At 37.9% G+C, this 23,505-nt stretch carries 20 protein-coding genes; 11 read left to right on the top strand and 9 right to left on the bottom strand.

What is annotated here, in order from left to right:
* Nucleotides 1-82: 82 nt before the first annotated feature.
* Nucleotides 83-1,279, bottom strand: a complete 1,197-nt coding sequence (locus J7E57_RS18995) for an anhydro-N-acetylmuramic acid kinase (protein ID WP_215124686.1) — start codon at nucleotides 1,277-1,279, stop codon at nucleotides 83-85.
* A 153-nt stretch (nucleotides 1,280-1,432) separates the two neighbouring features.
* On the opposite strand from J7E57_RS18995, the gene nagB reads away from it, so the two are divergent.
* The 4 genes from nagB to J7E57_RS18975 all read left to right on the top strand — a co-directional run bounded on the left by nagB (nucleotide 1,433) and on the right by J7E57_RS18975 (nucleotide 6,527).
* On the top strand, nucleotides 1,433-3,358 hold the full coding sequence (gene nagB / locus J7E57_RS18990) for a glucosamine-6-phosphate deaminase (RefSeq protein ID WP_215124687.1): 1,926 nt from the start codon (nucleotides 1,433-1,435) through the stop codon (nucleotides 3,356-3,358).
* A 249-nt stretch (nucleotides 3,359-3,607) separates the two neighbouring features.
* Nucleotides 3,608-4,123, top strand: coding sequence for a transposase (locus tag J7E57_RS18985; RefSeq protein WP_215124688.1), 516 nt, complete (start codon nucleotides 3,608-3,610; stop codon nucleotides 4,121-4,123).
* A 187-nt stretch (nucleotides 4,124-4,310) separates the two neighbouring features.
* On the top strand, nucleotides 4,311-5,471 hold the full coding sequence (locus J7E57_RS18980) for an acyltransferase family protein (protein WP_215124689.1): 1,161 nt from the start codon (nucleotides 4,311-4,313) through the stop codon (nucleotides 5,469-5,471).
* Nucleotides 5,472-5,507: 36 nt separating this feature from the next.
* Nucleotides 5,508-6,527: a LacI family DNA-binding transcriptional regulator gene (locus tag J7E57_RS18975; RefSeq protein WP_215124690.1), complete on the top strand. Its 1,020-nt coding sequence runs from the start codon at nucleotides 5,508-5,510 to the stop codon at nucleotides 6,525-6,527.
* An 8-nt stretch (nucleotides 6,528-6,535) separates the two neighbouring features.
* On the opposite strand, the gene J7E57_RS18970 is transcribed toward J7E57_RS18975, so the two are convergent.
* Nucleotides 6,536-8,080 carry a glycoside hydrolase family 10 protein gene (locus tag J7E57_RS18970; protein WP_215124691.1) on the bottom strand — a complete coding sequence of 515 codons (1,545 nt, stop codon included), beginning with the start codon at nucleotides 8,078-8,080 and terminating at the stop codon, nucleotides 6,536-6,538.
* Nucleotides 8,081-8,286: 206 nt separating this feature from the next.
* Here J7E57_RS18970 and J7E57_RS18965 point away from each other — a divergent pair, with 206 nt between their 5' ends.
* On the top strand, nucleotides 8,287-9,189 hold the full coding sequence (locus J7E57_RS18965) for a hypothetical protein (RefSeq protein WP_215124692.1): 903 nt from the start codon (nucleotides 8,287-8,289) through the stop codon (nucleotides 9,187-9,189).
* Between the two features lie 39 nt (nucleotides 9,190-9,228).
* Here J7E57_RS18965 and J7E57_RS18960 read toward each other — a convergent pair whose 3' ends face one another.
* The 4 genes from J7E57_RS18960 to J7E57_RS18945 all read right to left on the bottom strand — a co-directional run bounded on the left by J7E57_RS18960 (nucleotide 9,229) and on the right by J7E57_RS18945 (nucleotide 15,113).
* On the bottom strand, nucleotides 9,229-12,960 hold the full coding sequence (locus tag J7E57_RS18960) for a sensor histidine kinase (protein ID WP_215124693.1): 3,732 nt from the start codon (nucleotides 12,958-12,960) through the stop codon (nucleotides 9,229-9,231).
* A gap of 90 nt (nucleotides 12,961-13,050) precedes the next feature.
* Nucleotides 13,051-13,932, bottom strand: coding sequence for an ACP S-malonyltransferase (fabD, locus tag J7E57_RS18955; protein ID WP_215124694.1), 882 nt, complete (start codon nucleotides 13,930-13,932; stop codon nucleotides 13,051-13,053).
* Nucleotides 13,933-14,054: 122 nt separating this feature from the next.
* Nucleotides 14,055-14,690 (bottom strand): GTP cyclohydrolase I FolE, encoded by a 636-nt coding sequence (gene folE / locus J7E57_RS18950; RefSeq protein ID WP_029274208.1) that lies wholly within the window; start codon nucleotides 14,688-14,690, stop codon nucleotides 14,055-14,057.
* A gap of 12 nt (nucleotides 14,691-14,702) precedes the next feature.
* Complete coding sequence (locus tag J7E57_RS18945) at nucleotides 14,703-15,113, bottom strand: 6-pyruvoyl trahydropterin synthase family protein (protein WP_029274209.1); 411 nt, start codon at nucleotides 15,111-15,113, stop codon at nucleotides 14,703-14,705.
* Between the two features lie 105 nt (nucleotides 15,114-15,218).
* Here J7E57_RS18945 and mqnB point away from each other — a divergent pair, with 105 nt between their 5' ends.
* Nucleotides 15,219-15,842: a futalosine hydrolase gene (mqnB, locus tag J7E57_RS18940; protein WP_215124695.1), complete on the top strand. Its 624-nt coding sequence runs from the start codon at nucleotides 15,219-15,221 to the stop codon at nucleotides 15,840-15,842.
* 119 nt (nucleotides 15,843-15,961) lie between these two features.
* Complete coding sequence (locus J7E57_RS18935) at nucleotides 15,962-16,810, top strand: menaquinone biosynthesis family protein (RefSeq protein ID WP_215124696.1); 849 nt, start codon at nucleotides 15,962-15,964, stop codon at nucleotides 16,808-16,810.
* A 210-nt stretch (nucleotides 16,811-17,020) separates the two neighbouring features.
* Here J7E57_RS18935 and J7E57_RS18930 read toward each other — a convergent pair whose 3' ends face one another.
* From J7E57_RS18930 to J7E57_RS18920, 3 genes are all read right to left on the bottom strand, one after another.
* A complete protein-coding gene (locus J7E57_RS18930; protein WP_029274212.1) occupies nucleotides 17,021-17,716 on the bottom strand; it encodes a response regulator transcription factor in 696 nt (231 codons plus the stop codon).
* Between the two features lie 176 nt (nucleotides 17,717-17,892).
* Nucleotides 17,893-19,713 (bottom strand): sensor histidine kinase, encoded by a 1,821-nt coding sequence (locus tag J7E57_RS18925; RefSeq protein WP_215124697.1) that lies wholly within the window; start codon nucleotides 19,711-19,713, stop codon nucleotides 17,893-17,895.
* 274 nt (nucleotides 19,714-19,987) lie between these two features.
* Nucleotides 19,988-20,353, bottom strand: a complete 366-nt coding sequence (locus J7E57_RS18920; RefSeq protein ID WP_029274214.1) for a DUF3127 domain-containing protein — start codon at nucleotides 20,351-20,353, stop codon at nucleotides 19,988-19,990.
* Between the two features lie 71 nt (nucleotides 20,354-20,424).
* On the opposite strand from J7E57_RS18920, the gene J7E57_RS18915 reads away from it, so the two are divergent.
* The 4 genes from J7E57_RS18915 to J7E57_RS18900 all read left to right on the top strand — a co-directional run bounded on the left by J7E57_RS18915 (nucleotide 20,425) and on the right by J7E57_RS18900 (nucleotide 23,479).
* A complete protein-coding gene (locus J7E57_RS18915) occupies nucleotides 20,425-21,603 on the top strand; it encodes a class I SAM-dependent RNA methyltransferase (RefSeq protein ID WP_215124762.1) in 1,179 nt (392 codons plus the stop codon).
* A gap of 67 nt (nucleotides 21,604-21,670) precedes the next feature.
* Entirely contained in the window at nucleotides 21,671-22,165 is a 495-nt protein-coding gene (locus tag J7E57_RS18910; protein WP_057933225.1) for a hypothetical protein, read from the top strand.
* Between the two features lie 314 nt (nucleotides 22,166-22,479).
* The gene (locus J7E57_RS18905) at nucleotides 22,480-22,761 is read left to right on the top strand and encodes a helix-turn-helix domain-containing protein (RefSeq protein WP_029274217.1); all 282 of its coding nucleotides are present in this window, start codon (nucleotides 22,480-22,482) and stop codon (nucleotides 22,759-22,761) included.
* Nucleotides 22,762-22,834: 73 nt separating this feature from the next.
* On the top strand, nucleotides 22,835-23,479 hold the full coding sequence (locus tag J7E57_RS18900; protein WP_215124698.1) for an HD domain-containing protein: 645 nt from the start codon (nucleotides 22,835-22,837) through the stop codon (nucleotides 23,477-23,479).
* Nucleotides 23,480-23,505 lie beyond the last annotated feature (26 nt).

Genomic DNA, 23,505 nt, shown 5'->3' with positions numbered 1-23,505 from the left:
ATTTTGTTAAAACAAATTTAACAAAATACCGCACAAACCAAATTTTTAACCTGTACAAACTGATTTACAAAATTGTGCTTACCTAGACTGGTAAACTGATTTTACCCATGCAAACCGAAGGTACTCCTTGCCTATCGCCAAAGCCTATCGGTTCGCCACAGAGTGTTTCGTTGGCCAAAACAGCAAACAAAACAGCCTCTTTTGCATCGGGATCAATATTCAAGTCTTCAGTGGTTAGGAATTTGCAAAAAGGTAACTTGCTTTTAAGAAGTTGTACAAGGAAGGGGTTATGCATTCCGCCGCCACTCATAAAAACCTTTGTTTTAGCATCTTCACCAAAACAATGCTTAATCGCATTAGTAATGGTTTCTGCAGAAAAATGACATAAGGTAGCCATTATATCGGCTGCACTTAGACTAGTTGTTGAAGACTGTTCTTGTGCGCTGATTAAATACTCCAGATTAAACAATTCCGGTCCTGTGGTTTTAGGAAAATCCAGATCAAAAAAGCTGCAATTTAATAACGCAGACAATAGAATGGGATTAGATTCGCCAGCCAAAGCAACAGCTGCATTTTTATCATAAAATTGATTAAAATGTTTCTGCATATACTGGTCCATCAAAGTATTTCCTGGGCCAACATCCGTCGAAAAAATTTCACTGGCATCCGTACTGCCCGGCAAATAGGTGAAATTTGCTATGCCGCCTATATTTAACATTACCCGATCTTCGCCAGCTTTCGAAAATATTAAATAATCGCCATAAACCGCTAAGGGAGCACCTTCGCCACCAGCGGCCAAATGTTTTTGCCTAAAGTCAGAAAGTGTAATAATTCCGGTTTTTAGCGCAATATGGTCTCCATCACCAATTTGTAATGTCCCGTTTGGGTAATCGGTCATTTGATGCAACGATTTTGGTGCATGAAATATGGTTTGTCCGTGGCTGGCTATAAAATCTATTTCCTCATTTTTATAGCCCCATTCTTCCAGGGCTTCATTTATTAGTTGGGCATGGGTATTTGCAATATGCTCATTCATTAAGCACACCAATTGTAAATCGACTTCTTTTTTAGAAAAAATGGCCTTTATTTTTGTCCTAAAATCAGCTGTATAACCTGCGGTTTTAAATTTTAAAATCCGGATATCCGTCTCAGCACCTCTTCCCTTTACCAAACAAAGCGCAATATCCAGTCCATCCATTGATGTACCACTCATTAATCCTATAATTAAGCGTTCCGATTTCCCTGCTTTCGAATACAACTTTTCAATCTGTGTGTTCATATTGGCTTTTTATCTTAAAAAGATCAAACGTTTGTCTGCCCCTTTAATCGAATTTTATATAAATACTTGCAATAAAAGTAAATATCCTTTGTTACAAATTGGGCATAACTCTCTATATTTACTGCTCCGTACATTAAAATCCATATAAAAAAAATGGCTAGATTAAATCTACTGGAGGAGACACGTTTCGAGAAATTACCGGTAAGCGTGTTCGAAAATCCAAAAATTGCTTCAATTAATGTTGCACACCGCATTGCCGAGCTCATTAAATCTAAACAAGCAAGCAACACACCTGCAGTACTGGGCTTAGCAACAGGTGTTACCCCAATTGCAGTTTATGCCGAACTGGTTAGACTGCACAAAGAAGAGGGCTTGAGTTTTAAAAACGTAATTACTTTCAACCTGGATGAATATTATCCAATGGCGCCAACTGCGGCACAAAGTTATGTTACGTTTATGAACGAAAACCTTTTCAATCATATTGATATTGATAAGAAGAATGTTCACATCCCTGATGGTACGCTTGCACTGGAAGACATTCCTGCATTTTGCTTAGAATATGAAAAGAAAATAGGTGATCTTGGTGGTCTTGATATCCAGATTTTAGGTATCGGCCGTACAGGTCATATCGGATTTAACGAGCCGGGGTCTGCACCAAATTCTGGTACCCGTTTAGTTACTTTAGATGACCTTACCCGCCGTGATGCCGCACGCGATTTCGGTGGAAAAACCTTCGTACCAACTAAGGCCATTACCATGGGTATCGGTACAATTTTCAAAGCAAGGGAAATTATATTAATGGCCTGGAGCCGTAAAAAGGCTTCGATTATTAAAAAAGCAGTTGAAGGCGAAATTTCGGGCGATGTTCCGGCAACGTACCTACAGCTTTCTGACCATGTGGAGTTTATCCTTGATGCACCTGCAGCTTCAGAACTGACCCGTTTTGACACCCCATGGTTGGTTAAAGACTGTGTTTGGACAGATGCTCTGATCCGTAAAGCGGTGATCTGGCTGGCCAATACCTTGAAAAAACCGATCTTAAAGTTAACCGAAGACGATTACAACAACAACGGTATGGCGCAACTGGCTACTGAAAAAGGACCAGTATACAATATCAACATCCACATCTTTAATAAATTACAGCACACCATTACAGGTTGGCCAGGAGGTAAACCGAATGCTGATGATTCTCAGCGTCCGGAAAGAGCTGAACCTGCTAAAAAGAGAATAATTATTTTCTCACCGCACCCTGATGATGATGTGATCTCGATGGGTGGTACTTTTCTCCGTCTGGTTGATCAAGGGCATGACGTACATGTAGCTTACCAAACCTCAGGTAATACCGCGGTTTGGGATGATGATGCACTTCGTTTTGTTGAGTTCAATGTAGATTTTACAGAGAAAATGGGTATGGACAATACCCATTTGAAGGATCTCTACAACAAAATGAGAACCTTTATTGAGCAGAAACAACCAAACCAGATAGATACGCCAGAGATCCAAACGGTTAAAGGACTAATCAGAAAAGGCGAGGCTATTGCTGGCGCAAGATATTGCGGTCTTGAAGATGACCATATCCACTTTCAGGCGCTTCCTTTTTACGAAAGCGGTAAGGTTCAGAAAAACCCGGTAACGGATGCTGATATCGAACTTACAATAGCACTATTGCAAAAAGTTAAGCCTCAACAGGTGTATGCGGCAGGCGATTTTGAAGATCCGCATGGAACGCATATTGTTTGTTTTAATATTATTTTAGAAGCATTAAAACGTTTACGCAAAACCGAAGCTTGGGCACAAGATTGCTGGTTGTGGATGTACCGCGGTGCATGGCACGAATTTGAAACATATGAAATCGAAATGGCTGTTCCAATTTCTCCGCAGGAGCTTGAGCGTAAAAAATATGCGATTTTCAAACACCAGAGCCAAAAAGACAGAGCAGTTTTCCCTGGTGATGATGCTAGAGAGTTCTGGCAGCGTGCCGAAGACCGTAACCGTGATACTGCAAAAGCCTACGACGAGCTTGGTCTTGCAGAATATGAAGCAATGGAAGCTTTTGTACGCTGGAAATTTGTGGATTAATTAGTGTTAAAATAAATATTGATCCTGCCTTGTTAACTCAAGGCAGGGTTTTTTTTGCCTACGAAGTCTCGATGGCCAAGGGCGCAGCAAGAATTCGTAGGTTTAATGAAAAACTTACGAAGTTGACCCATCACTCTATCTCAGCTAAACTTCGTAAGAAACTACTCCTTTTATGTTTTATTCTAAAAATATTTTTATATATTTCAATCTAATTAGTCATCCCTAATCATTTATTCAAACTTTTAGAATATGAAGATAGAGGAAGGCTGCTGTTACCATATTTACAATAGGGGAAACAATAAGGGTAAGATCTTTTTTGAAGATGGAAATTACATTTTCTTTTTAAAGCAGTTTAAAAAGTATGTCATACAATCGGTTGATGTATTGGCTTACTGTTTAATGCCAAATCATTTTCATTTTTTCATCAGAATAAAGGATAGGTTGAATTTTGAAAAAGGAATTAAGAATATGCTTATTTCTTATACTAAAGCAATAAACCAAAGTTATAACCGAGTTGGTGGCTTATGGCAAGGAAGATATAAATCGAAGAAAGTAGATTCTGAGGCTTACTATATCCAAATTATTACTTATATACACCAAAACCCATTAACTTCAGGATTGGTAAAAAAAATGGAAGATTATAAGTATTCTTCTTTCGGTTCATTTTTATCAAATGAACCAAGTTCAATTTGTAAATCCGAAGTATTAGAATTGTTTGGTGGTTTAGCAGGCTTTATAACTGATCATAAGATTAATGATAATTGAGTGTTCAATTGGCCCAACTTCCGAAGTCTTGATGGCCGAGTGCAGAAAGACTTCGGAAGTTTTAACTAGACATTTCCTTAGACTTACGAAGTTATCCTAACCCACCGTCCTTCCTAAACTTCGCAAGTAATTTCTCATTCTAAAAACAATACTCTAAATTAGTTTGCTGAACCCAAACAAGCTAATCATGACCGAACCTAAACAACGATTGTTATCTCTTGATTTTTTCAGGGGATTAACCGTAGCCGCAATGATCTTAGTGAACAATCCGGGCAGTTGGGGGCATATTTACGCGCCTTTAGAGCATGCGGAATGGAATGGATGTACCCCCACCGATTTAATTTTCCTATTCTTCTTATGGATTGTTGGTGTATCCATTGCATTTGCCATGAGCAGCAGTAAAGCAGATCCGCCTTCACATCAAAAAACCATTATAAAAGCCATTAAACGTGGTATTATACTTTATTTACTCGGTTTCTTTTTGGCCATTTTCGGAAAAATTATCAGTACCATAATAGATGACAGATCAATTTGGGAGGCTTTTCAAACGGTTCGTCTTTTAGGCGTTTTACAACGAATAGGCATTGTTTTTATCATTAGCAGTATCATTTTCATCAAAGTATCGAACAAAACCATATTCAAAATCTTAATCGTAATCCTTGCCCTTTATTGGGCATTAATGACATTTATTCCTGTACCGGGAGTAGGCTATCCCAACCTGGAAAAAGAAACGAATTTAGCTGCCTGGATCGACCGCGGAATTTTAACCGAAGCACATACCTGGGCCTCATCCAAAACCTGGGATCCGGAAGGGGTTTTGAGCACATTACCAGCAGTAGGAACCTGCTTATTTGGCATTCTGGTTGGCGTTTGGATGCGCAGAAAAGACGTCGACAATGCAACTAAGGTGGCCTGGTTATTTACTACAGGTATAACCGCTGTTATTTTAGGTTTACTTTGGGATTTACAGTTTCCGATCAACAAAGCCCTTTGGACAAGTTCTTACGTACTCTATGCGGGCGGATTGGCGTCGATAGGAATGGCACTTTGTTACTGGATTATCGATGTTCAGGGTTACAAAAAATTTACCACTCCTTTCGTTGTTTATGGTGTAAATGCCATAACAGTCTTTTTCTTAGCAGGCTTAATGCCGCGGGTATTAAACCTGATCCAGATTACCAAACCTGACGGTACAAAAACAGGATTATTGGTGCGCTTTTATGAAACTTGTTACACTCCGTTTTTTAGCCCCATAAATGCTTCCTTAGTTTGGGCCATAACCTATGTGCTCGGTTTTTATGTGTTGTTATATTTTATGTATAAAAAGAACATTATTATTAAGGTTTAGTAAATTTACGCTATAATTGATTGTCCCCCTCTGCAATTGAAAAAGAAAACCACCATATACGATATAGCCAAGGAGCTTGATATTACAGTGTCAACTGTTTCCAGGGCGCTTAGTGGCTTTCCGGCAATAAGTGATGCCACCAGAAAGGCTGTTGTCGAAATGGCTAAAAAACTAAACTATAGTCCAAATAAACTCGCATCTGCATTAAAATCTGGTAAAACCCATATTATTGGTGTAATTGTGCCAAGTGTACAGGCACATTTCTTTGCATCTATTATCCATTATATAGAAGATGGCCTGAAGGACAGTGGCTACCGCGTTATTATCTACCAATCCAACGAATCTGTTGAGAATGAAATAAATGGCGTGAGAACCTTACTAGAAGCACAGGTAGATGGCATTATGGCTTCAATGTCTTTAGAAACAGAAGACGTTTCGCACTTTGCCGAAATTATTAAACAAAATAAACCCCTTATATTATTCGACCGTGTAAATGTAGATTTAAAAGTCCCAACCATTACACTTGATGATTTCAAGGCAGGTTATATCGCTACGAAACATTTAATCGATCAGGGTTATCAAAAAATTGCATTTGTAACCACTGTTCACCAGATTAAAATATTTAACGACCGCTTGGAAGGATACAAAGCAGCCTTAGCAGACCATGACCTTCCGCTAATGGAAGAACATATTATTTTTGGAGGTTTATCCATTAAAGACGGCCGATTTGGTGCTGGCAAGTTAATGCGCAGCAGAAACAAACCTGATGCTATTATTGCAGGTGATGACTTTACTGCACTGGGTGTAATTAAAAAGCTTAAAGAGATTGATGAAACACCGCCCGAAGTTGGTGTAATTGGCTTTGCTAATGAAGCATTCTCCGCTTACATTACACCTAACCTATCAACAATTGATCAGCATGCATCACAAATGGGCAAAGAATGTGCTAAAATGTTTCTGAAAATGATTAATCAGGAGAGCCCATATGCCAATATGGAGCATATTGTGCTCAATCCAGCTGTTGTAGAAAGAGAATCGACCAATAAAAAGAGTTAAAAAGCCTATTATTCCTTTGCTAAAGGAACTTCAATACCAACAGGCCCACTAGGTTCACTTTCATTTTTTAATCGATCAAGCGCAGTTACAAGATAGCTATACCGCTTTCCACTTTCTATACTGGTATCAATATACGAAAGATAATCTTCAAAGCTTATTTTAACAATGTTCTTAGGATCGAGTACCGAAATTTTTTCTCCTTCATTAAATCGGTAAATTACAAATCCTGAAGCCGTTTCTCCATCTTTTGCTTTTAACGGAAGTTGCCATTTTAAATGTACACCATCTTTTAATGCATCAGCCGTTAGGGCCTGGGGCTCATTTGGCGGCACCTCATCAAGCCAAGGCATTTGTGGCGGCAAAGCAGGATACTTATAAAAATCATTCTTTAAGGAGTCGCCTACTGCTTTAGCAACTGTACTTAATGATTTAGAACTAAAAAACACGCTCCCTTGAATTCGGTTGTTATTTCTTATGTATCTAATCTGATTGGGTATTTCACTTAAGTTTTTCCATGCGGCTTCTGCCCTTGAGTTTACCAGATAAGCACCCTGCCCAATATAAACATGCCTACCAAAGGTATTATTGCTCCACCAATCAACTAAAACGCCATAAGGTGCTACTCTTCTGGTAAACGTAAAATAAATTTGAGGATTAATGTAATCTACCCAACCTTCTCTAACCCATTTACGACTATCGGCAAAAAGTTCTGCATAATTGGATAGGCCACTGGTAGCAGAGCCTTCGGGATCTTCATTTTTATTTTTCCAGATACCAAAAGGGCTAATGCCAAACTTTACCCATTTTTTATAGTGGTGAATACTATCGTCCAGTTGCTTGATGAGCAGATCGACATTGTTGCGCCTCCAGTCTTTTATATCTGAAAAATTATTCGGGTATTTGTAAAAAGTATTACCATCGTTAATCGTTTGCCCCTCTACTTTATAAGGGTAAAAATAATCGTCGAAGTGAATTCCATCAATATCATATCCTTTTACCACATCTAAAATTACCTGAACAATGTATTCCCTCACATCTGGAATACCAGGATCAAACTGTTTTTTGCCACCATAGGTAAAAAACCAATCAGGATGTTTACGATAAGCATGGTTTTCACTCAATACAGCCGTGCTGCTCATACTGGCTCTATAAGGGTTAAACCAGGCATGAAGCTCCATTCCCCTGAAATGGGCTTCTTTAATGGCAAAGGCCAGCGGATCATAACCAGGTGCTGGAGCCAAACCTTGTTTACCCATTAACCATTGGCTCCAAGGCTCTCTGGATTTTGCATAAAATGCATCGGCTGCGGGCCTAACCTGCAAAATAATTGCATTCATCCCTTGGCTTTTATGTCTTTCTAAAATGCCAATCAGCTCCTGCTTTTGCTGATCGATACTCAGGCCTGGCCTCGATGGCCAGTCTATATTGGTTACAGTAGCCACCCAAACGCCCCTAAACTCCCTTTTTGGTGCAATTTTTGATAAAGGTTGAGCATTTAATATATAAGGTACTACAGTTAAAGATAAAAGTGCGTATAGGAAGTTTTTAAGCATTATTTCTTGTCTTATTTTTTATTCAGGTTGTGTGTTTGTGTTGATTTGAATACAAATGAACATCAGCAAGTAAACGATTTTTTTTAAAAACTCTTATAAGTTTATTAAAAATTTTAATTTGCGCCCTGCTAAAATTAATTGTGTACCCCCATTTACCTATGGAGAACAAAAGTATATTAATTTACAGAAGATACAGCGTTATTAAAATGGAACCACAAAAGATTAATAAGGGTGATAGAAACAAAATTTACTTCCTGGTCATCGTTATTGCAGCTTTAATTGGCACAAATGCTTACTTGTTTTTTAAAGATCGAAAGCAAAGTGAAAGATTTGTTACAGTTAGCTCAGAGAAGGATAAACTACGGCTCGAGGTAGAAAAAATTGAGGTTGAGCTGGACAAGGTTAATGCATTGAACCTCGATTTGAACGAGAAGCTTGTTGAAGAACAGAAGCTTGCCCGGCTAAAAATCGAGGAACTTAAAGCAGCCTTAGAAAAGAACCAGATTACTCAGGGCGAACTCGACAAAGCCAATACACAAATTAATGAACTGAAAACATTTGTAAAAAACTACAATGATCAGATTATTCAGCTACAAAAAGACAATATTTTTCTAAAAAATAGTCGCGATAGCTTACAGAATACCCTAAGAAACATCAGCAATAAGGCATCGAATTTAGAGAACGAAAATTCTAGTTTAAATGCGAAAGTTAAAACTGCCGCAGCATTAAAACTTCAATCCGCCGAAATTATTGCTTTCAGAACAAAATCAAGCGGTAAAAAAGTTGAAGTAACCAAATCATCTACTGCAGAGAAGTTAAGCGTACGATTTAATGTTGTACCTAACCAGTTAGCAGAAAAAGGGCATCACAACATTTATCTTCGGGTATTCGATCCGGCAGGAAACCTGCTAGCAGACGAAGGAAACCATTTTGAGGTTGATGGGCAGGATATGCAGTTCAGCCATTCTATTTTTATTAACTACAATAACGATGACAGCACCTATGTTATCGACTGGGCAAACCCTAAACCATTTATAAAGGGCATATATACCGTAATTTTATATGCTGATGGTAATACCATGGGCAAAGCACAAGTGGAGTTGAGATAATACCCACCATCTGATTAACCAATCTACCTTGTTTTTAATTTAAGCTAAAGGAAAGTTCAAATAGAACGTTGTTCCTAAACCACTTATAGAGGTAAACTTAACTGAACCGCCGGCATTTTCTACAGCTTGTTTAACAAAAGCTAAGCCTAAGCCCGTACCTGATGTTTTGGTAGTGAAGTTCGGTACAAATATTTTATCGTGCAGGGCTGGTGGGATGCCTTTTCCATTATCTTTTATTTCGATATATGCATTTTTTGCATCTACATATATAATGATGGTAATGCAGCATAAAGTTTCCTCATCAATAGCTTCTATTGCGTTTTTAAGCAGGTTATTAAACGTTCTCAAAAGCTGATCGTGATCGGCCATGATTTCGATGTCCTTCTCACTTTTATCAAGCACATCAATGGTGACGTTTTCGGTGCTTTTAAATACCTCTCTTGCCTGCTCAATAATCGGAAGTAAAGAAAGCCGCTCCAGATTGGTATCGGGCATTTTGGCAAAATTAGAAAACTCAGAAGCAATTTTCGAAAGGCTATCAATCTGTTCTATAAATGATTTGCTAAACTTATTAAACTTCAGTTCGAAGTTAGGATCTTCCTCTTTCCACGATTTCTCTAACAGCTGAACACCTAATTTTAAAGGCGTTAGCGGATTCTTGATTTCGTGGGCAACCTGTTTCGCCATTTCCCGCCAGGCGCTCTCCCGTTCCGATCTGGCGAGCTTAATCGCACTATCTTCTAAGGCCGCAATCATGTGATTATACTCCTTAATTAAAGAGCCGATCTCATCATGCCTACGCCATACGATGGGCTCGTTCTTTTGCCCGATTTTCGTTTTACTAATACTTTCCTGAATAAAAGTTAAGGGACTGGTAATCTGATTGGCCAAAAATACAGCCAATACTCCAATAGCCACAAATACCAGGGCGTAAAGATTAATCAGGTTACTTACAAATAACGCCAGTTTATCTGTATATTCTTCTTCGGTAGAGTAATTTGGCAGGCCGATATAGGCAATTGTTTTATTTTGTGCATTCCTGATGGGGGCATATGCCGCAGCGTAGGTTAAGTTGCCAATTTTCTCATCTGGGTTGATAAATTCTGATCGATGCAAGCCCCCTAAAGAAGCAAAGGCTGATGGACCCATCTTTTTACCAATAATTTTATAATTATAGAGTTTTGGATAAGTGGTCATGATCAGATTGCCGCTCAGATCATATAAATTTAAATCAGCATTATTGATATCGGCAAAATTGTTAAAATCTGCTGCCGCATTCTCGTCGTTTGCAATAATACCATTACTAAAAATCTGCTTTTCAAAATTCTGTTGAACCTTCCTTATCTTATCTTTTAATATAGTATCCTGCTGCCCACGGTACTCATTGTTCATGTAATAGTAAGTTCCCCAACCTACAATAACCAGCGTTGCCACCACCGCCAATACAATCGACACCTGGATTCTGGTTTTGTACAAAATTTTATTGGCATTGATCATTAAAGATCTATTGATACTAAACCAGCCCACCTTATCATCATCGAGATTTTTGATTAGCCATATTAAACCATAAAGTAACAAAGAGAAGATGATAAATATCAGGAAGAAAAACGATAGCGCAGCTAAACGTTCTACATAATCTACCTTCTCTTTACTGATTACAACCATTTTGCTATCAGTAGGCTTATAAATTAAATGGCTGTAACGAAGTTCATCATCATTACTGGTTATAAAATCATCCTTTTTACCTTTAAATATGCTCCCATCTAAAGGGTAAGTATAATTTCCAGATTGATTAAGCAATTTATTATTGCTGTACAAGGCAATAGAATAACCCTTAAAATCTTCATCTTTGATCATTTTTTGATCCCCCAAGAGATCGGGTAGGCGATTGTTATAATTATACGGCTTCGAGCGGAGTTCGATAACAAGCGTGCCCAATAAACTGCCATTATCTACAACCGAAATGATACCAAAGTAATCCTGATAACCAAATGTATTGTTAACCTGATAAAAAAAGTTAGATCCATCAATTTTAACAGAGCCCGCCTCAACCAGGTTTTTATATTTATCAATCGGTGGTGTATCAGAATTTTCTATCGAAGCACCCAATCTATCATATGGATAGATCTGATAATCGTAGCGGTTTAAATAGCCATCTAAATAATCTTTGATATGATTTTTGAGTACCGAGTAACTGCCTTTTCGGTTTTGAGTAAAATAGCTTGTCAGAAAATTATCTTTAACAATTTCATTCCCCAAAGTACCTAAAGCAATAATGGCATTCGGATCTTCTGACGATTGCACTTTCCTGGCCAAAGGCTCGCGCAAACTTCTTTCCTTAATATCTTTATACTTGGTGTATTTAATAGACGTATTAAAGGCCAGGCAGAAAAACACAATGGCAAACATGCCGATTGAGAAGTTTTTTTCTTTTAAATAAACAGCCCGTGCCACGATAAATAATACAAGGGCAAAAACGATAAAAAATGCATTAAAATCTACCACTAGTTTGTAGATAAAAACACCTGCAAAGCCAATTAAGAAAATAATGACCCGCTCTTTATTGGTAACATTTAATTGACTGCTTACCGTTGCTGAAACAACCGTTATCAGGTAAATCTGAAACCAGGCCAGACATAAAATCACAATACCTACCCAACTGGTACCGCTAAGCTTAAGGATATTAACGATATCGAAATTAATTTTTGAGTTAAAAATCAATCCGAAGAAAATATCATCAGTATCCCAAACTATCCGCCCTATCAACACCATCAAGCCAGCCTGAATAACAACTCCAATTATTTTGCTCCGCTTAATCCATCCCGGAAACTTATATTGTTCCTTATGGTTGTACATAAACAAGAGCAACCAGGTTAGTGCAATTACATTTAACAGAAAATCACCAAGCGAAGGCATCAGAAAATTATCGGCATATATCCTCGGATCAAATAGATCTAAAGTAAACCTGTGGTTAAACCAACCATAATATAAATCTGTTAACCGAAATGCCAGGAAGAAAAACAACAATAAAAAAGTACCCCAGGCAATATGGCCACGCCGGGCAATAAACGAACTTAAAGAGTTAAAAAACATGCAAATGCACAACATACCGGCAACAAACAACCATAATTGCGTACCCGAATAATGAGTTTCTGCATACCCCGGCTTAACCTTAAGTCCGAATAAAAACTTATTATCCAGGCTTTTTATTACATATACATCCTTATCGGTAAAAGATGCAAATGTTAATATTTTGGTATTTGATAAAATTGGATCGATATCATTTTTAAAATACTTTGTTTCTTTAAAAGGATATTGAGATTGAATGGTGATTAAGAAAATAAGGCTAAAATCGCCCTGGGTACTTTTAATCACCTCATACCAGCCGTTATAAAAAAACAACACCGAACTACCCTCTTTTATTGTAGTTGGATCTATTTCTGATATTTTGTAGGTACTCCAGAATTTAAGCTGATTGTTTTGGTAGGTTAATAAATTTATACCACTCTTTTTGCGATAGTTATCGATAAAATCTATTGCATTATTAGGATCGAGATGAAATTGCTTGGCTTTGGCAACCTGTTTTTTATCAGCCAGAAAACTTTGAACAGATCTTTCTTTGATTAAAAGGTTGTGCTGAATCTCTTGTGCATCGTGCTCGAGGAGCTCATTTTTGGTTGTAAACCTGCTTAACGAAATAGAAGTTGCAATGAGGCAACAGCCCAAAACAAGCAATAGAAATCTTATTTTTACACCAAAGCTCATTTTCATCTACGGATAAAGATATTAAATATTGATAAAAAACAACGCCATAAACAGCTGAGTTTATGGCGTTGGCACTAATATTCTATTTTGAATAAATTAAGCTATGGCAGCACTACTTGTTTGTACTTCGCGGCTTACCTTTTTAACCAATCCCTGTAACACATTACCTGGGCCAACTTCTACAAATTCAGTTGCACCATCGGCTAACATGTTCCCTACTGTTTGTGTCCAACGTACAGCACCCGTTAATTGTTTAATTAAATTGCCTTTAATTTCAGTTGGGTCAGTATATGGCTTTGCATCAACATTTTGGTAAACCGGACAAATTGGTACAGAAATATGAGTGGCCTCTATAGCTGCCTGTAATTCAATTTTTGCGGGTTCCATTAAAGGAGAGTGGAATGCACCGCCTACATTTAATTTCAGAGCTCTTTTAGCACCTGCTTCTGTTAGTTTAGCACAAGCCAGATCAATCCCTTCCATGCTGCCCGAAATTACCAATTGCCCAGGGCAGTTATAATTTGCAGGAACTACTACGGCATCAATTTCTGCACAGATTTTTTCAACGACATCATCAGCTAAACCTAAAATAGCGGCCATGGTTGATGGTTGTGCTTCACAAGCTTTTTGCATCGCATTTGCACGGGCAATAACCAGTTTTAATCCATCTTCAAAACTTAATGCATTTGCGGCCACTAATGCCGAAAATTCTCCTAACGAATGACCTGCAACCATATCTGGTTTAAAATCATCGCCCAACACTTTGGCTAAAATAACCGAGTGCAAAAAGATTGCCGGTTGGGTTACATTGGTTTGTTTAAGCTCCTCATCTGTTCCGCTAAACATAATGTCGCTAATGCGGAAACCGATAATTTCATTGGCCTGTTCAAATAATGCTGCAGCTTTTGGGTGCTCATAAAGATCTTTACCCATACCTACAAACTGTGCTCCCTGTCCGGGAAAAATATATGCTTTCATTATAATTAGTTTGGCGTATCGCGTTTATCGGCTAGCGTTTTTATCTATTGCCCTATCTTGATACCTATTACTTTCTACTTGATACTTGTTCTTAACTCCTGATACTATTTACTTGACACAAACTAGTCTAAACTTGCCGTAATTAACCTTAAAAATTCGGCTCTTGTTTTATCGTTACTTAAAAAAGTTCCGGTAAAGGCTGATGTTGTGGTTACCGAATTTTGCTTTTGCACGCCGCGCATAGACATACATAAGTGCCTGCATTCCATTACCACTGCAACGCCCATGGGGTTAAGGGTATTTTGAATACAATCTCTGATTTCGTTCGTTAACCGTTCCTGTACCTGTAAACGACGGGCAAAAGCATCAACTACACGTGGGATTTTACTTAAACCAACAATGTGCCCGTTAGGAATATAAGCTATATGTGCTTTACCGAAGAATGGCAGCATATGGTGTTCGCACATTGAATATACTTCAATATCCTTAACCACAACCATTTGGCTATAATCTTCTTCAAACATTGCGCCCTTCAGAATCTCATCAGGTTTTAAATCGTACCCATGTGTTAAATATTGCAGCGCCTTAGCCACGCGCTCCGGTGTTTTTAGTAAACCTTCGCGTTCTGGATTTTCGCCCAACTGGCCAAGAATGTCTTTATAATGTGTAGCTACAGCTTCAATTTTATCTTCGTTGTAACGGTCTATTTTTACATAACCGTCTCTCGATTCGCCTTTCAATACGTCTTTATCGCTCATTAATTCGGGTTTTTAACCAAAGTATTCAACAAAATTATTTTCGGTTTCGTAGATTTTTACGCAATGTAAAACTGCGCCGCTCTCTGCAATCGGAGCCCAAAGCTGTTTCCAGATTTCTATGGCCAGATTTTCAGTTGAAGCCAACTTGCCTTTCATAAAATCTACATCAAGATTCAAGTTTTTATGGTCAACCTTATCTACCACATAGTCATTCATTACGTCTTTCAGCCATTTCAAATCAACAAGAAAACCTGTTTCCGGATTCACTTCGCCTTTAACCGTAACATATAACCAATAGTTATGGCCATGCCAATTGGGATTGGCACATTTACCATAAACTTCATTGTTTTTATCATCATCCCAATCGGTACGGGCCAATTTGTGCGCGGCATTGAAGGATGCTTTTCTCGTTATGTAAATCATTACTATAAAATAAAATGCAAATATACGGATAAAGGTTTAAGCTTAAAGACTAAAGACCAAAGCTTACATAAAACTTAAATGAAAACAATCTGCTAACTTTACGTTATGAAAACTTTAGTTGTTGCTGCTACAAAAGCCGAACTCACCTTCTTTTATCAACATTTTAATTTGCCGGATGGAGATTTTGTAGAGAGTAAAAATTTCGATCTGCTGATCACTGGTGTTGGAATGGTAGCAACAGCCTTTGCCCTGGGCAAACATCTTTCATCTAAATATAGCCTTGTGGTAAATTTCGGTATCGCTGGAAGCTTCGATCGGAATATAGCTTTAGGTACTGTATTAAATATTACCGAAGATACTTTTGCCGAACTGGGCGCCGAAAATGGAGACGAATTTTTAACCATAAGCGATTTGGGTTTTGGGGAAAACCATTACACCTCGAAAACACACAAAAGCGTTAACCTACCCGTAGCAAAAGGGATAACCATGAACTGTGTAACGGGGAGCGAAAAAAGCATTAAAAATCTAATCAAGAGGTTAAACCCAATTACCGAAAGCATGGAAGGTGCCGCGGTTTTCTATGCCAGTAAACAGTTAAACATCGATTGTTTACAGATTAGAAGTATATCTAATTATGTAGAGCCAAGAAATAAAGACAATTGGAAAATTGGCTTGGCTATTAAAAATTTAAACGATTGGGCCATTGCTTTTGTTGGAGAAATGAACTGATTATGACTGATTAGTTTACCGCAGTACTTAATTTTGATTTATGAACCCGACACAATTAAAATAATTATTTTAATTGTCAAAGGCTCCATCTAACAACTGAAAACAAAAAAAATAAATAGATGAAACTTACACTTGGATTTTCTCCCTGCCCTAACGATACATTTATTTTCGATGCACTGATTCACCATAAAATTGACACTGAAGGGTTAGAATTTGAGGTTTCTTATGATGATGTAGAAACGTTAAACCAAAAGGCACTTAGAGGCGAATTAGATATTACCAAGTTAAGTTTCCATGCTTTTGCCTATGTTGCCAACCAGTATGCTTTACTCGACGCTGGGAGTGCCCTGGGTTTTGGTGTTGGGCCGTTATTAATCAGTAAGAACTATTTCGATGGAGAAAATGACGCTGAACTCCAAACGCCAGACTCCAAACTAAGAGTTGGAATACCAGGAAAATATACCACCGCTAATTTCTTGCTGGGAATTGCTTATCCTCATTTACAAAACAAACAGGAGCTTGTTTTTTCTGAAATTGAATCGGCTTTACTTAGCGAGCAGATTGATTTAGGACTGATTATTCACGAAAACAGATTTACCTATCAGGATAAAGGTTTAACCAAAATTGTTGATTTAGGCGATTATTGGGAAAAACTAACTGGTTGTGCCATCCCATTGGGCGGCATCGTAATCAACCGTAATTTAGATCGCGAGGTACAGTTAAAAGTGAACCGTTTAATCCGCCAGTCGGTAGAGTTTGCCTTCGCACATCCAAAATCGGGGATCGATTTTATCCGCCAGCATGCCCAGGCTATGGAAGAAAGCGTGATGTACAAACACATCGAATTGTATGTGAATAAATACAGCATAAACCTTGGCGAAGAAGGCCGAAAAGCAGTTGATACCTTATTTAAACTTGCTCAAGAGCGGAATATAATCCCCGCTATTCAGGAGAATTTATATATTTAACCACATTTTTACTACCATACGTAGTGGCTGTATCACAAGTTGTAATTCAGTCGAATTTGTCACGTTGAGCTTGTCGAAACGTCTTTCTAGACATTTAAACAGGTCTTTCAACAGGCTCAGGAAGACAATTCTATATTTATGATACAGCCTCCTTTCCTTTAATACGTTACATTGGATCCTGAAACAAGTTCAGGATGACGAACCGATCTATTAACTCACCAGCAGCTTATAGCCTTTTCCGTGCACATTAATAATTTCTACTGTCGGATCTGCCCTGAGATACTTACGTAACTTACTCAAAAACACGTCCATGCTCCGTCCGTTAAAGTAATTATCATCATGCCAGATACTTAACAATGCCTCTTCGCGGGTTAATACGGTATTCTTTTTCAAACACAATAAACGCAACAGTTCGGCCTCTTTGGTAGAAAGTTTTTGCTGGTGATCGTTGTCGGTAATAATCTGGGTTGTATAATCGAAATGATATTGACCGATAGAAAACTGTGTTTCGGCAGCCTCATCGTTGTTATCTGTTTTATTGGCCACACGCTTAAACATTGCATTAATCCGTAGTAAAAGCTCTTCTATACGAAAAGGTTTGGTAATATAATCATCACCACCTAAATCATAAGCAGCAGATTTATCTTCCAGCATGGTTTTAGCCGTTGCAAAAATAATGGGTACCTGTGTGTTTACCTTCCTAATGTCTTTACCCAAAGTAAAACCATCTTTTTTGGGCATCATCACATCCAGAATACATAAATCGAAGTTCTGCTTATTAAACGTTCTCAATCCATCCTCACCATCGGTGCATAATACTACATCAAACTTGCCTTTAAGCTGCAAATAGTCTTGTAACAATAAACCTAAATTTGGGTCGTCTTCTACCAGAAGTATTTTTTTCATTTTCTTGTTTTTATTCACATATGTAGCACTGGCTACACTGAAAGTTTGATTCTGAATATGCATAGCAGTTTAATTTATGTTGTAGATTAAATTAATACTCCACTATATTAGCTAAATTATACCTGTTCTATTTTAATGTATCGATAAAGCAAGCTTTTGTACCGATGTTTAACTGTTTATAAAGGTAAAGATATTTCGAACGTGGTTCCTCTATCTTTTTCGCTACTTACCTTAACGGTTCCATTCAATTTTTTTATTATATCCTGAACATAATTTAAACCTAAGCCAAAGCCTTTAACATCGTGTAAATTACCTGTTGGCACCCTATAAAACTGGTCGAAAATCCGTTTAGACTGCTCCTTGGTCATTCCAATGCCTTTATCTGCTATTTCGATAATTAAATTTTTACCTGTATTGCGGGTAGTAATGGTAATCTCTGGCGTATCGCTACTGTATTTATTTGCATTATCAATAAGGTTATAAATTACATTAGACAGATGCAGCTCATCGCCATATACAATGGCATGCTCTGCATCGGTATGTACATTGATAACGGCATTCCTTTTCTGTAATTGCAATTCCATGCTATCCAGCACAATCACAATCAAATCGTTCACATCTACTTCGGTGTTCTCCATTTTAAGCTCACCTTTTTCTAAGCGGGCAATACTTAAAACACGTTCGATATGATTACCTAAACGAACATTTTCGTCATAAATAATCCCAGCCAGGCGCTTTAACCGGGCCTTATCTGCTGTAACCTCCGGATCTTTCAAAGCTTCACTCGCAATCATAATAGTAGCCACAGGGGTTTTAAATTCATGCGTCATGTTATTGATGAAATCTGTTTTCATCTCCGACAGTTTTTTCTGCTTTAAAATGGCATAAAGGGTATATGAGAAAATAAAAACAAGTACCAGTAACAGGCCGATGGATGAGGCGAGCGTTGCACTTAGGTTAGAAATAATTGCCGAATTTTTATTCGGAAAACTGACGAAAAGCATTCCGGGATCGCGAAAGATATCGTTTCCAAACAAAGGTGTTTTATAGGTATTTTCGGGCAAAAACTCTCCTTTAACGTTAGATGCCGTCATATAAATGGTCGAATCTTTTCTCGCTAGCGAAATCCGGTAAGAAGGTTCTAGTGTAATATTATTGGCAAGGAGTTCTTGCTTTAATAAAACGCCTAAGGAATTAAAATTAATGCGTTTATAGATTGGTACATTGGTTTCCTGCAATTCTTTAGATACATCCTCAACTACACTCGATCGGGTATATGAAAAAGTATCTTTGCCCAATGCTGCAATTTTAAGCTCTAATTTTTTCCGCTCAATCTCATCTTCACGTTGAAATTTTTTCTGTAAATCGTTTGGGATCTTTGGAACATTTGCGAAACCTGGAGTACCATCTCTGGGATCAAAAACCAAATATCTTAATGTATCAGGCAAACTTTGCATGCTTTTAAATTCGAATGCTTTTGGTGGCGCCGTAAAAGGCTTTGAGCGCATGCTATAACCTTTTAAAATAAGGCTCTTAATATCAATAATTGCATCCATCTGTAAATCCAGCTTGTCGCCGTTCTTCGAACTCAACGAAGTATATTCCCTTTCAGAAATTACATTGGGCGCCCGATAAGATACGCGGATAATACTATCTTGTTGGTTCAGGTAACTTTCGATCTGATTTTCCCTTTCGGCTTGCCGCAGTTCTGCCTCTTGTACATATTGTTGCCGTAAATCCTTAATGTCTAATGCCCGTTGCCTGGAGTCTTGTAACTGCTTCAGTTTATTTTCGGCATCTTTACGGTTTAAGTGATCGGCAACATTTCTACGTTGTAGTTTATTTACTACCGATGTTAGCGTTTGGTTTACCTGCTCATCAAAAAGCTGAGATTTTAGTTTATACGATTCCCTGATGTAATACAGCTGCATTACAAAAACACCAAGCAAAGCCACCGTCATTAAAACGGTAATTAACCAAAAACTCTTTTTCTTCATGAACTAGATTGGTTTTAAAATCAAAAAAACCGGAGCATAATCTTCTTAAATCTAAACAGATATCAAAAATACTGATTAGCTAAGCGAAGTGTTTGTTTTTAACATATTTTAACAGCGCTGAGAAGACTTCCGAAGTTTTTGGGAGCACGGGGCCCGGTAAACTTCGAAAGTCTAAGCGATGGAAGAACTTCGGATTCTGAGGTGGGCCAAAAAAAATGCCGAGACTAAAGCCTCGGCATGGTTCAAAATTGTTTGCTTAAAAAAGATTCTTTATTTAGAAAGGCAAATCATCATCTTCACCTGGTGCATTGCTTACATCAACCGGAGCTGCATAAGCTGGTGTAGCTGCTGGAGCACCTGCTGCAACTGCATTTATACGCCAAATAACCAAACTGTTAAAATATGATGTTTTACCTGCTTTATCTGTCCAAGGGCGACCGCGTAAATTAAAGAAAACCTCAACCTCATCGCCTGCTTTAAATGTATCTAATAATGCAGTTTTATCTTGTAAAGCCTCAAAACGGATATATTCTGGGTATGTTGGATTTTCTGCGTATTCTATTATTAAATCACGCTTTTTAAACGTTTCACTTACTTGTTGTGTGGCACCTACTTCGTGTACTTTTCCTTTAATTTCCATATCTAATACTACTTAATGTACTATAAACATCAAATCTCTATAATTTTATTGATAACTTCGCATATATTATGATGCAAGTTTTCCACAATAAAAGCAAGGTAATTATTACCTGCAACAAGCGCCTTTCGCCTTATTTACAAGAAGAAGTTACGGCTTTAGGTTATACCATCGAGCGGTCTTTTGCTACGGGTGTTGAGCTCAATATCACGCTTACCGAGTGCATAAAGCTCAATTTGAACTTGCGCTGTGCCAGTCAGATTCTCTACGCCATAAAAAGTTTCAAGGCCATTACACCTGATGATTTATACAATGAAATTGCAGCCATTGAGTGGGAAGAATTGATCGATTTTTCGGGTTATTTCTCGGTAACCTCAAATGTTGATAACCCAAATATTACTACACCGCTTTTTGCAAACTTAAAAGTAAAGGATGCAATTGTAGATCGCATGAAAGAGAAAAAAGGCATCCGCCCGAACTCTGGATCTGATGCAAATAAAACAGTAGTGCATTTATACTGGAAAGATGCAGATGCCGATGTTTTTATGGATACTTCTGGCGAAACCCTTGCCAAACACGGTTACCGTAAAATACCTGGTAAGGCCCCCATGTTAGAAGCTTTGGCCGCGGGGGTTATTTTAGCAACAAACTGGGATAAGAAATCGCCATTTATTAACCCAATGTGCGGTTCAGGAACATTAGCTATCGAAGCAGCACTGATTGCAACCAACCGTGCCCCTGGATTATACCGCATGAATTATGGTTTTATGCACATCTTAGGTTATAATGAAGAAGATTTTTTTGCTGAGCGTAGGATTTTAAAAGATCAGGTAATTAAAAATGTTGACCTTAAAATCGTAGCTTCCGATCTTTCGGAAGATGCAGTTGAAGTAACCCGGAGAAATGCTAAAACTGCTGGTGTTGATACTTTAATCGAATTCGAAGTTTGCGATTTTGAGTTAACAGCGGTTCCTGAAGATGGCAAAGGTATTGTTGTTTTTAACCCTGAGTATGGTGAGCGTTTAGGGGTGCACAGCAAGTTAGAATTGACCTATAAACGCATGGGAGATTTTATGAAAACGAAATGCAAGGGCTATTCTGGATATATTTTCACTGGAAATCCTGATCTTGCAAAGAAAATTGGATTAAAAGCTGCTAAAAAAGTTGAATTTTATAATGGTAAATTAGACTGTCGTTTACTAGAGTATGAATTATATGATGGCTCCCGCAGAGCACCGTTAATTGAGGCCTAGTCTTTTTCATTGAAAATTAATATATTACGCTCTCTTACGTACCATAACGTAGAAAATTTTGAAGAATATGGAATTTGATGACATGGACCATATGCCCGAATGGGAGCATTTTAGCCGATTTGGCCGAGATGATGAGGATGAAGAAAATCTATCAAGTGTTGATGCAGAAAAGGTAAGGCTAAAAGTGACCAGGGCTAAAAGCCTTTACAACCAGGCAAGAGCCGTATATAAATATGCTGCCCTGTTCTGCGAAACACTGGAGGGAGAGATGGCAGAAATGACCGCTAACTTAATTATGCAGAATGCCTTAATGTTATGCCCTAAAATTGTTGGGGCAGAAGGTGCAGATATGTATATTTTAAGAATGGAAAATGCCTCTATTATCCGAACCAATTGCCGTGAATTAGAAACCCAGGTGAGAGCAGCAGATATGTTCGAAATCTGCACCCCAGAATATAAAGACATTGTTTTAGACGAAATTGAAAAATTTCGTCTACTCTTTATCGAATGGGTTAAATATTTCGAAAAAGACGAGTTTGAAGATGACTGGGGGCTATATTAACCCTTAAATAATTAATTTTTCTGCGTTTTCTTACCGCCCACCTTTTCTCTCGTTGATTTGAGCTGCATAACGCAATAATGTTCTAAATGTATCCTATCGCTCCTTCCACCTAAAGCACAATCAATACAAGAACCTGATTATCAACTAAAAACAAAACACTTAAACATTTAGGTTATTTTTTTGTTGTAACAATTAGTTCATTAATCCGTTTCGCGTAATTCCCAATAGTGCTAAAATTAATACTTTTAAAAACTGTTGCGGTTAAAGTTTCGTACATAATGAAATAAACATTAAAAAAAATTTATCCCCTTTTTATGGAAGATGTATTGGCTTTAAAGACAAAGAACGTTGCCGGCAATATTAGAAAAATTAGAGAATACAGAGACTATACTCAGGATTATCTGGCGGCGAAATTGAAAATATCTCAAAATGCCTATAGCAAAATTGAGCTCGGTTATAGTAAATTAACGATCGATCGTTTGTTCCAAATTGCAGCAATTTTGGAGGTTGAAGTATCTCATTTATTAACCCTTAACCACAATGATTTAATTAAAATTATTGCCGATGATGAGAACCGGACAGCAGCCGCGAGTTAATACCCAGGCGCTGTTGATATCATTTCTTTTACCCTGCAAATAATTCCAATACCTTTGGAACAAATTTAGAACGATGCAGGCTACCATTCAAAAAACTATCGATTTTGTTCAGAAAACACTAGCCAATGCCGAGGCAGGGCACGATTGGTTCCATATTGAGCGTGTTTTTAAAACCGCTCAGACCATTAATCAACAAGAAAATGGCGACGAACTTGTAGTCGCCTTTGCCGCATTGTTGCATGATATTGCTGATCCTAAATTTAATAATGGTGATGAAGAACTGGGACCGAACATGGCTGCTTCATTTTTAGCATCGATAGCTGTTGATGCTGAGGTTATTGCCCATGTTAAACTGATTATCCAGAACATGTCGTTCAAAAATAGTTTTGATGGCACAGGTTTCACCTCAAAAGAAATGCAAATTGTACAGGATGCAGATCGTTTAGACGCCATCGGAGCCATTGGTATTGCAAGAGCATTTACTTATGGCGGATTCAAAAACAGGGTACTTTACGATCCGGCTATTTTACCCGAAGAACACCTCACTAAAGAAAGTTATAAAAATACCACCGCGCCTACCATTAACCATTTTTACGAAAAACTGCTGTTGTTGAAAGACATGATGAATACTGAAGCAGGGAAAGCAATAGCCATAGAAAGACACAATTTTATGCTTCTATACCTGGAGCACTTTTATAAAGAGTGGGATGGTAAATAACCAGCAATAAGCCATAAAAATACCTA

Source organism: Pedobacter sp. ISL-64, from assembly GCF_018613605.1.
GTDB lineage: Bacteria > Bacteroidota > Bacteroidia > Sphingobacteriales > Sphingobacteriaceae > Pedobacter.
The sequence above is the reverse complement of the archived record's forward strand: the minus strand, read 5'-3'. Positions and strand labels throughout refer to the sequence as shown.

Bases quoted from the DNA above. Each gene is read 5' to 3' on its own strand.
- J7E57_RS18995 (WP_215124686.1), bottom strand. From the start codon at position 1,279: ATGAACACACAGATTGAAAAGTTGTATTCGAAAGCAGGGAAATCGGAA.
- nagB (WP_215124687.1), top strand. From the start codon at position 1,433: ATGGCTAGATTAAATCTACTGGAGGAGACACGTTTCGAGAAATTACCG.
- J7E57_RS18985 (WP_215124688.1), top strand. From the start codon at position 3,608: ATGAAGATAGAGGAAGGCTGCTGTTACCATATTTACAATAGGGGAAAC.
- J7E57_RS18980 (WP_215124689.1), top strand. From the start codon at position 4,311: ATGACCGAACCTAAACAACGATTGTTATCTCTTGATTTTTTCAGGGGA.
- J7E57_RS18970 (WP_215124691.1), bottom strand. From the start codon at position 8,080: ATGCTTAAAAACTTCCTATACGCACTTTTATCTTTAACTGTAGTACCT.
- J7E57_RS18965 (WP_215124692.1), top strand. From the start codon at position 8,287: ATGGAACCACAAAAGATTAATAAGGGTGATAGAAACAAAATTTACTTC.
- J7E57_RS18960 (WP_215124693.1), bottom strand. From the start codon at position 12,960: ATGAAAATGAGCTTTGGTGTAAAAATAAGATTTCTATTGCTTGTTTTG.
- fabD (WP_215124694.1), bottom strand. From the start codon at position 13,932: ATGAAAGCATATATTTTTCCCGGACAGGGAGCACAGTTTGTAGGTATG.
- folE (WP_029274208.1), bottom strand. From the start codon at position 14,690: ATGAGCGATAAAGACGTATTGAAAGGCGAATCGAGAGACGGTTATGTA.
- J7E57_RS18945 (WP_029274209.1), bottom strand. From the start codon at position 15,113: ATGATTTACATAACGAGAAAAGCATCCTTCAATGCCGCGCACAAATTG.
- mqnB (WP_215124695.1), top strand. From the start codon at position 15,219: ATGAAAACTTTAGTTGTTGCTGCTACAAAAGCCGAACTCACCTTCTTT.
- J7E57_RS18935 (WP_215124696.1), top strand. From the start codon at position 15,962: ATGAAACTTACACTTGGATTTTCTCCCTGCCCTAACGATACATTTATT.
- J7E57_RS18930 (WP_029274212.1), bottom strand. From the start codon at position 17,716: ATGAAAAAAATACTTCTGGTAGAAGACGACCCAAATTTAGGTTTATTG.
- J7E57_RS18925 (WP_215124697.1), bottom strand. From the start codon at position 19,713: ATGAAGAAAAAGAGTTTTTGGTTAATTACCGTTTTAATGACGGTGGCT.
- J7E57_RS18920 (WP_029274214.1), bottom strand. From the start codon at position 20,353: ATGGAAATTAAAGGAAAAGTACACGAAGTAGGTGCCACACAACAAGTA.
- J7E57_RS18915 (WP_215124762.1), top strand. From the start codon at position 20,425: ATGCAAGTTTTCCACAATAAAAGCAAGGTAATTATTACCTGCAACAAG.
- J7E57_RS18910 (WP_057933225.1), top strand. From the start codon at position 21,671: ATGGAATTTGATGACATGGACCATATGCCCGAATGGGAGCATTTTAGC.
- J7E57_RS18905 (WP_029274217.1), top strand. From the start codon at position 22,480: ATGGAAGATGTATTGGCTTTAAAGACAAAGAACGTTGCCGGCAATATT.
- J7E57_RS18900 (WP_215124698.1), top strand. From the start codon at position 22,835: ATGCAGGCTACCATTCAAAAAACTATCGATTTTGTTCAGAAAACACTA.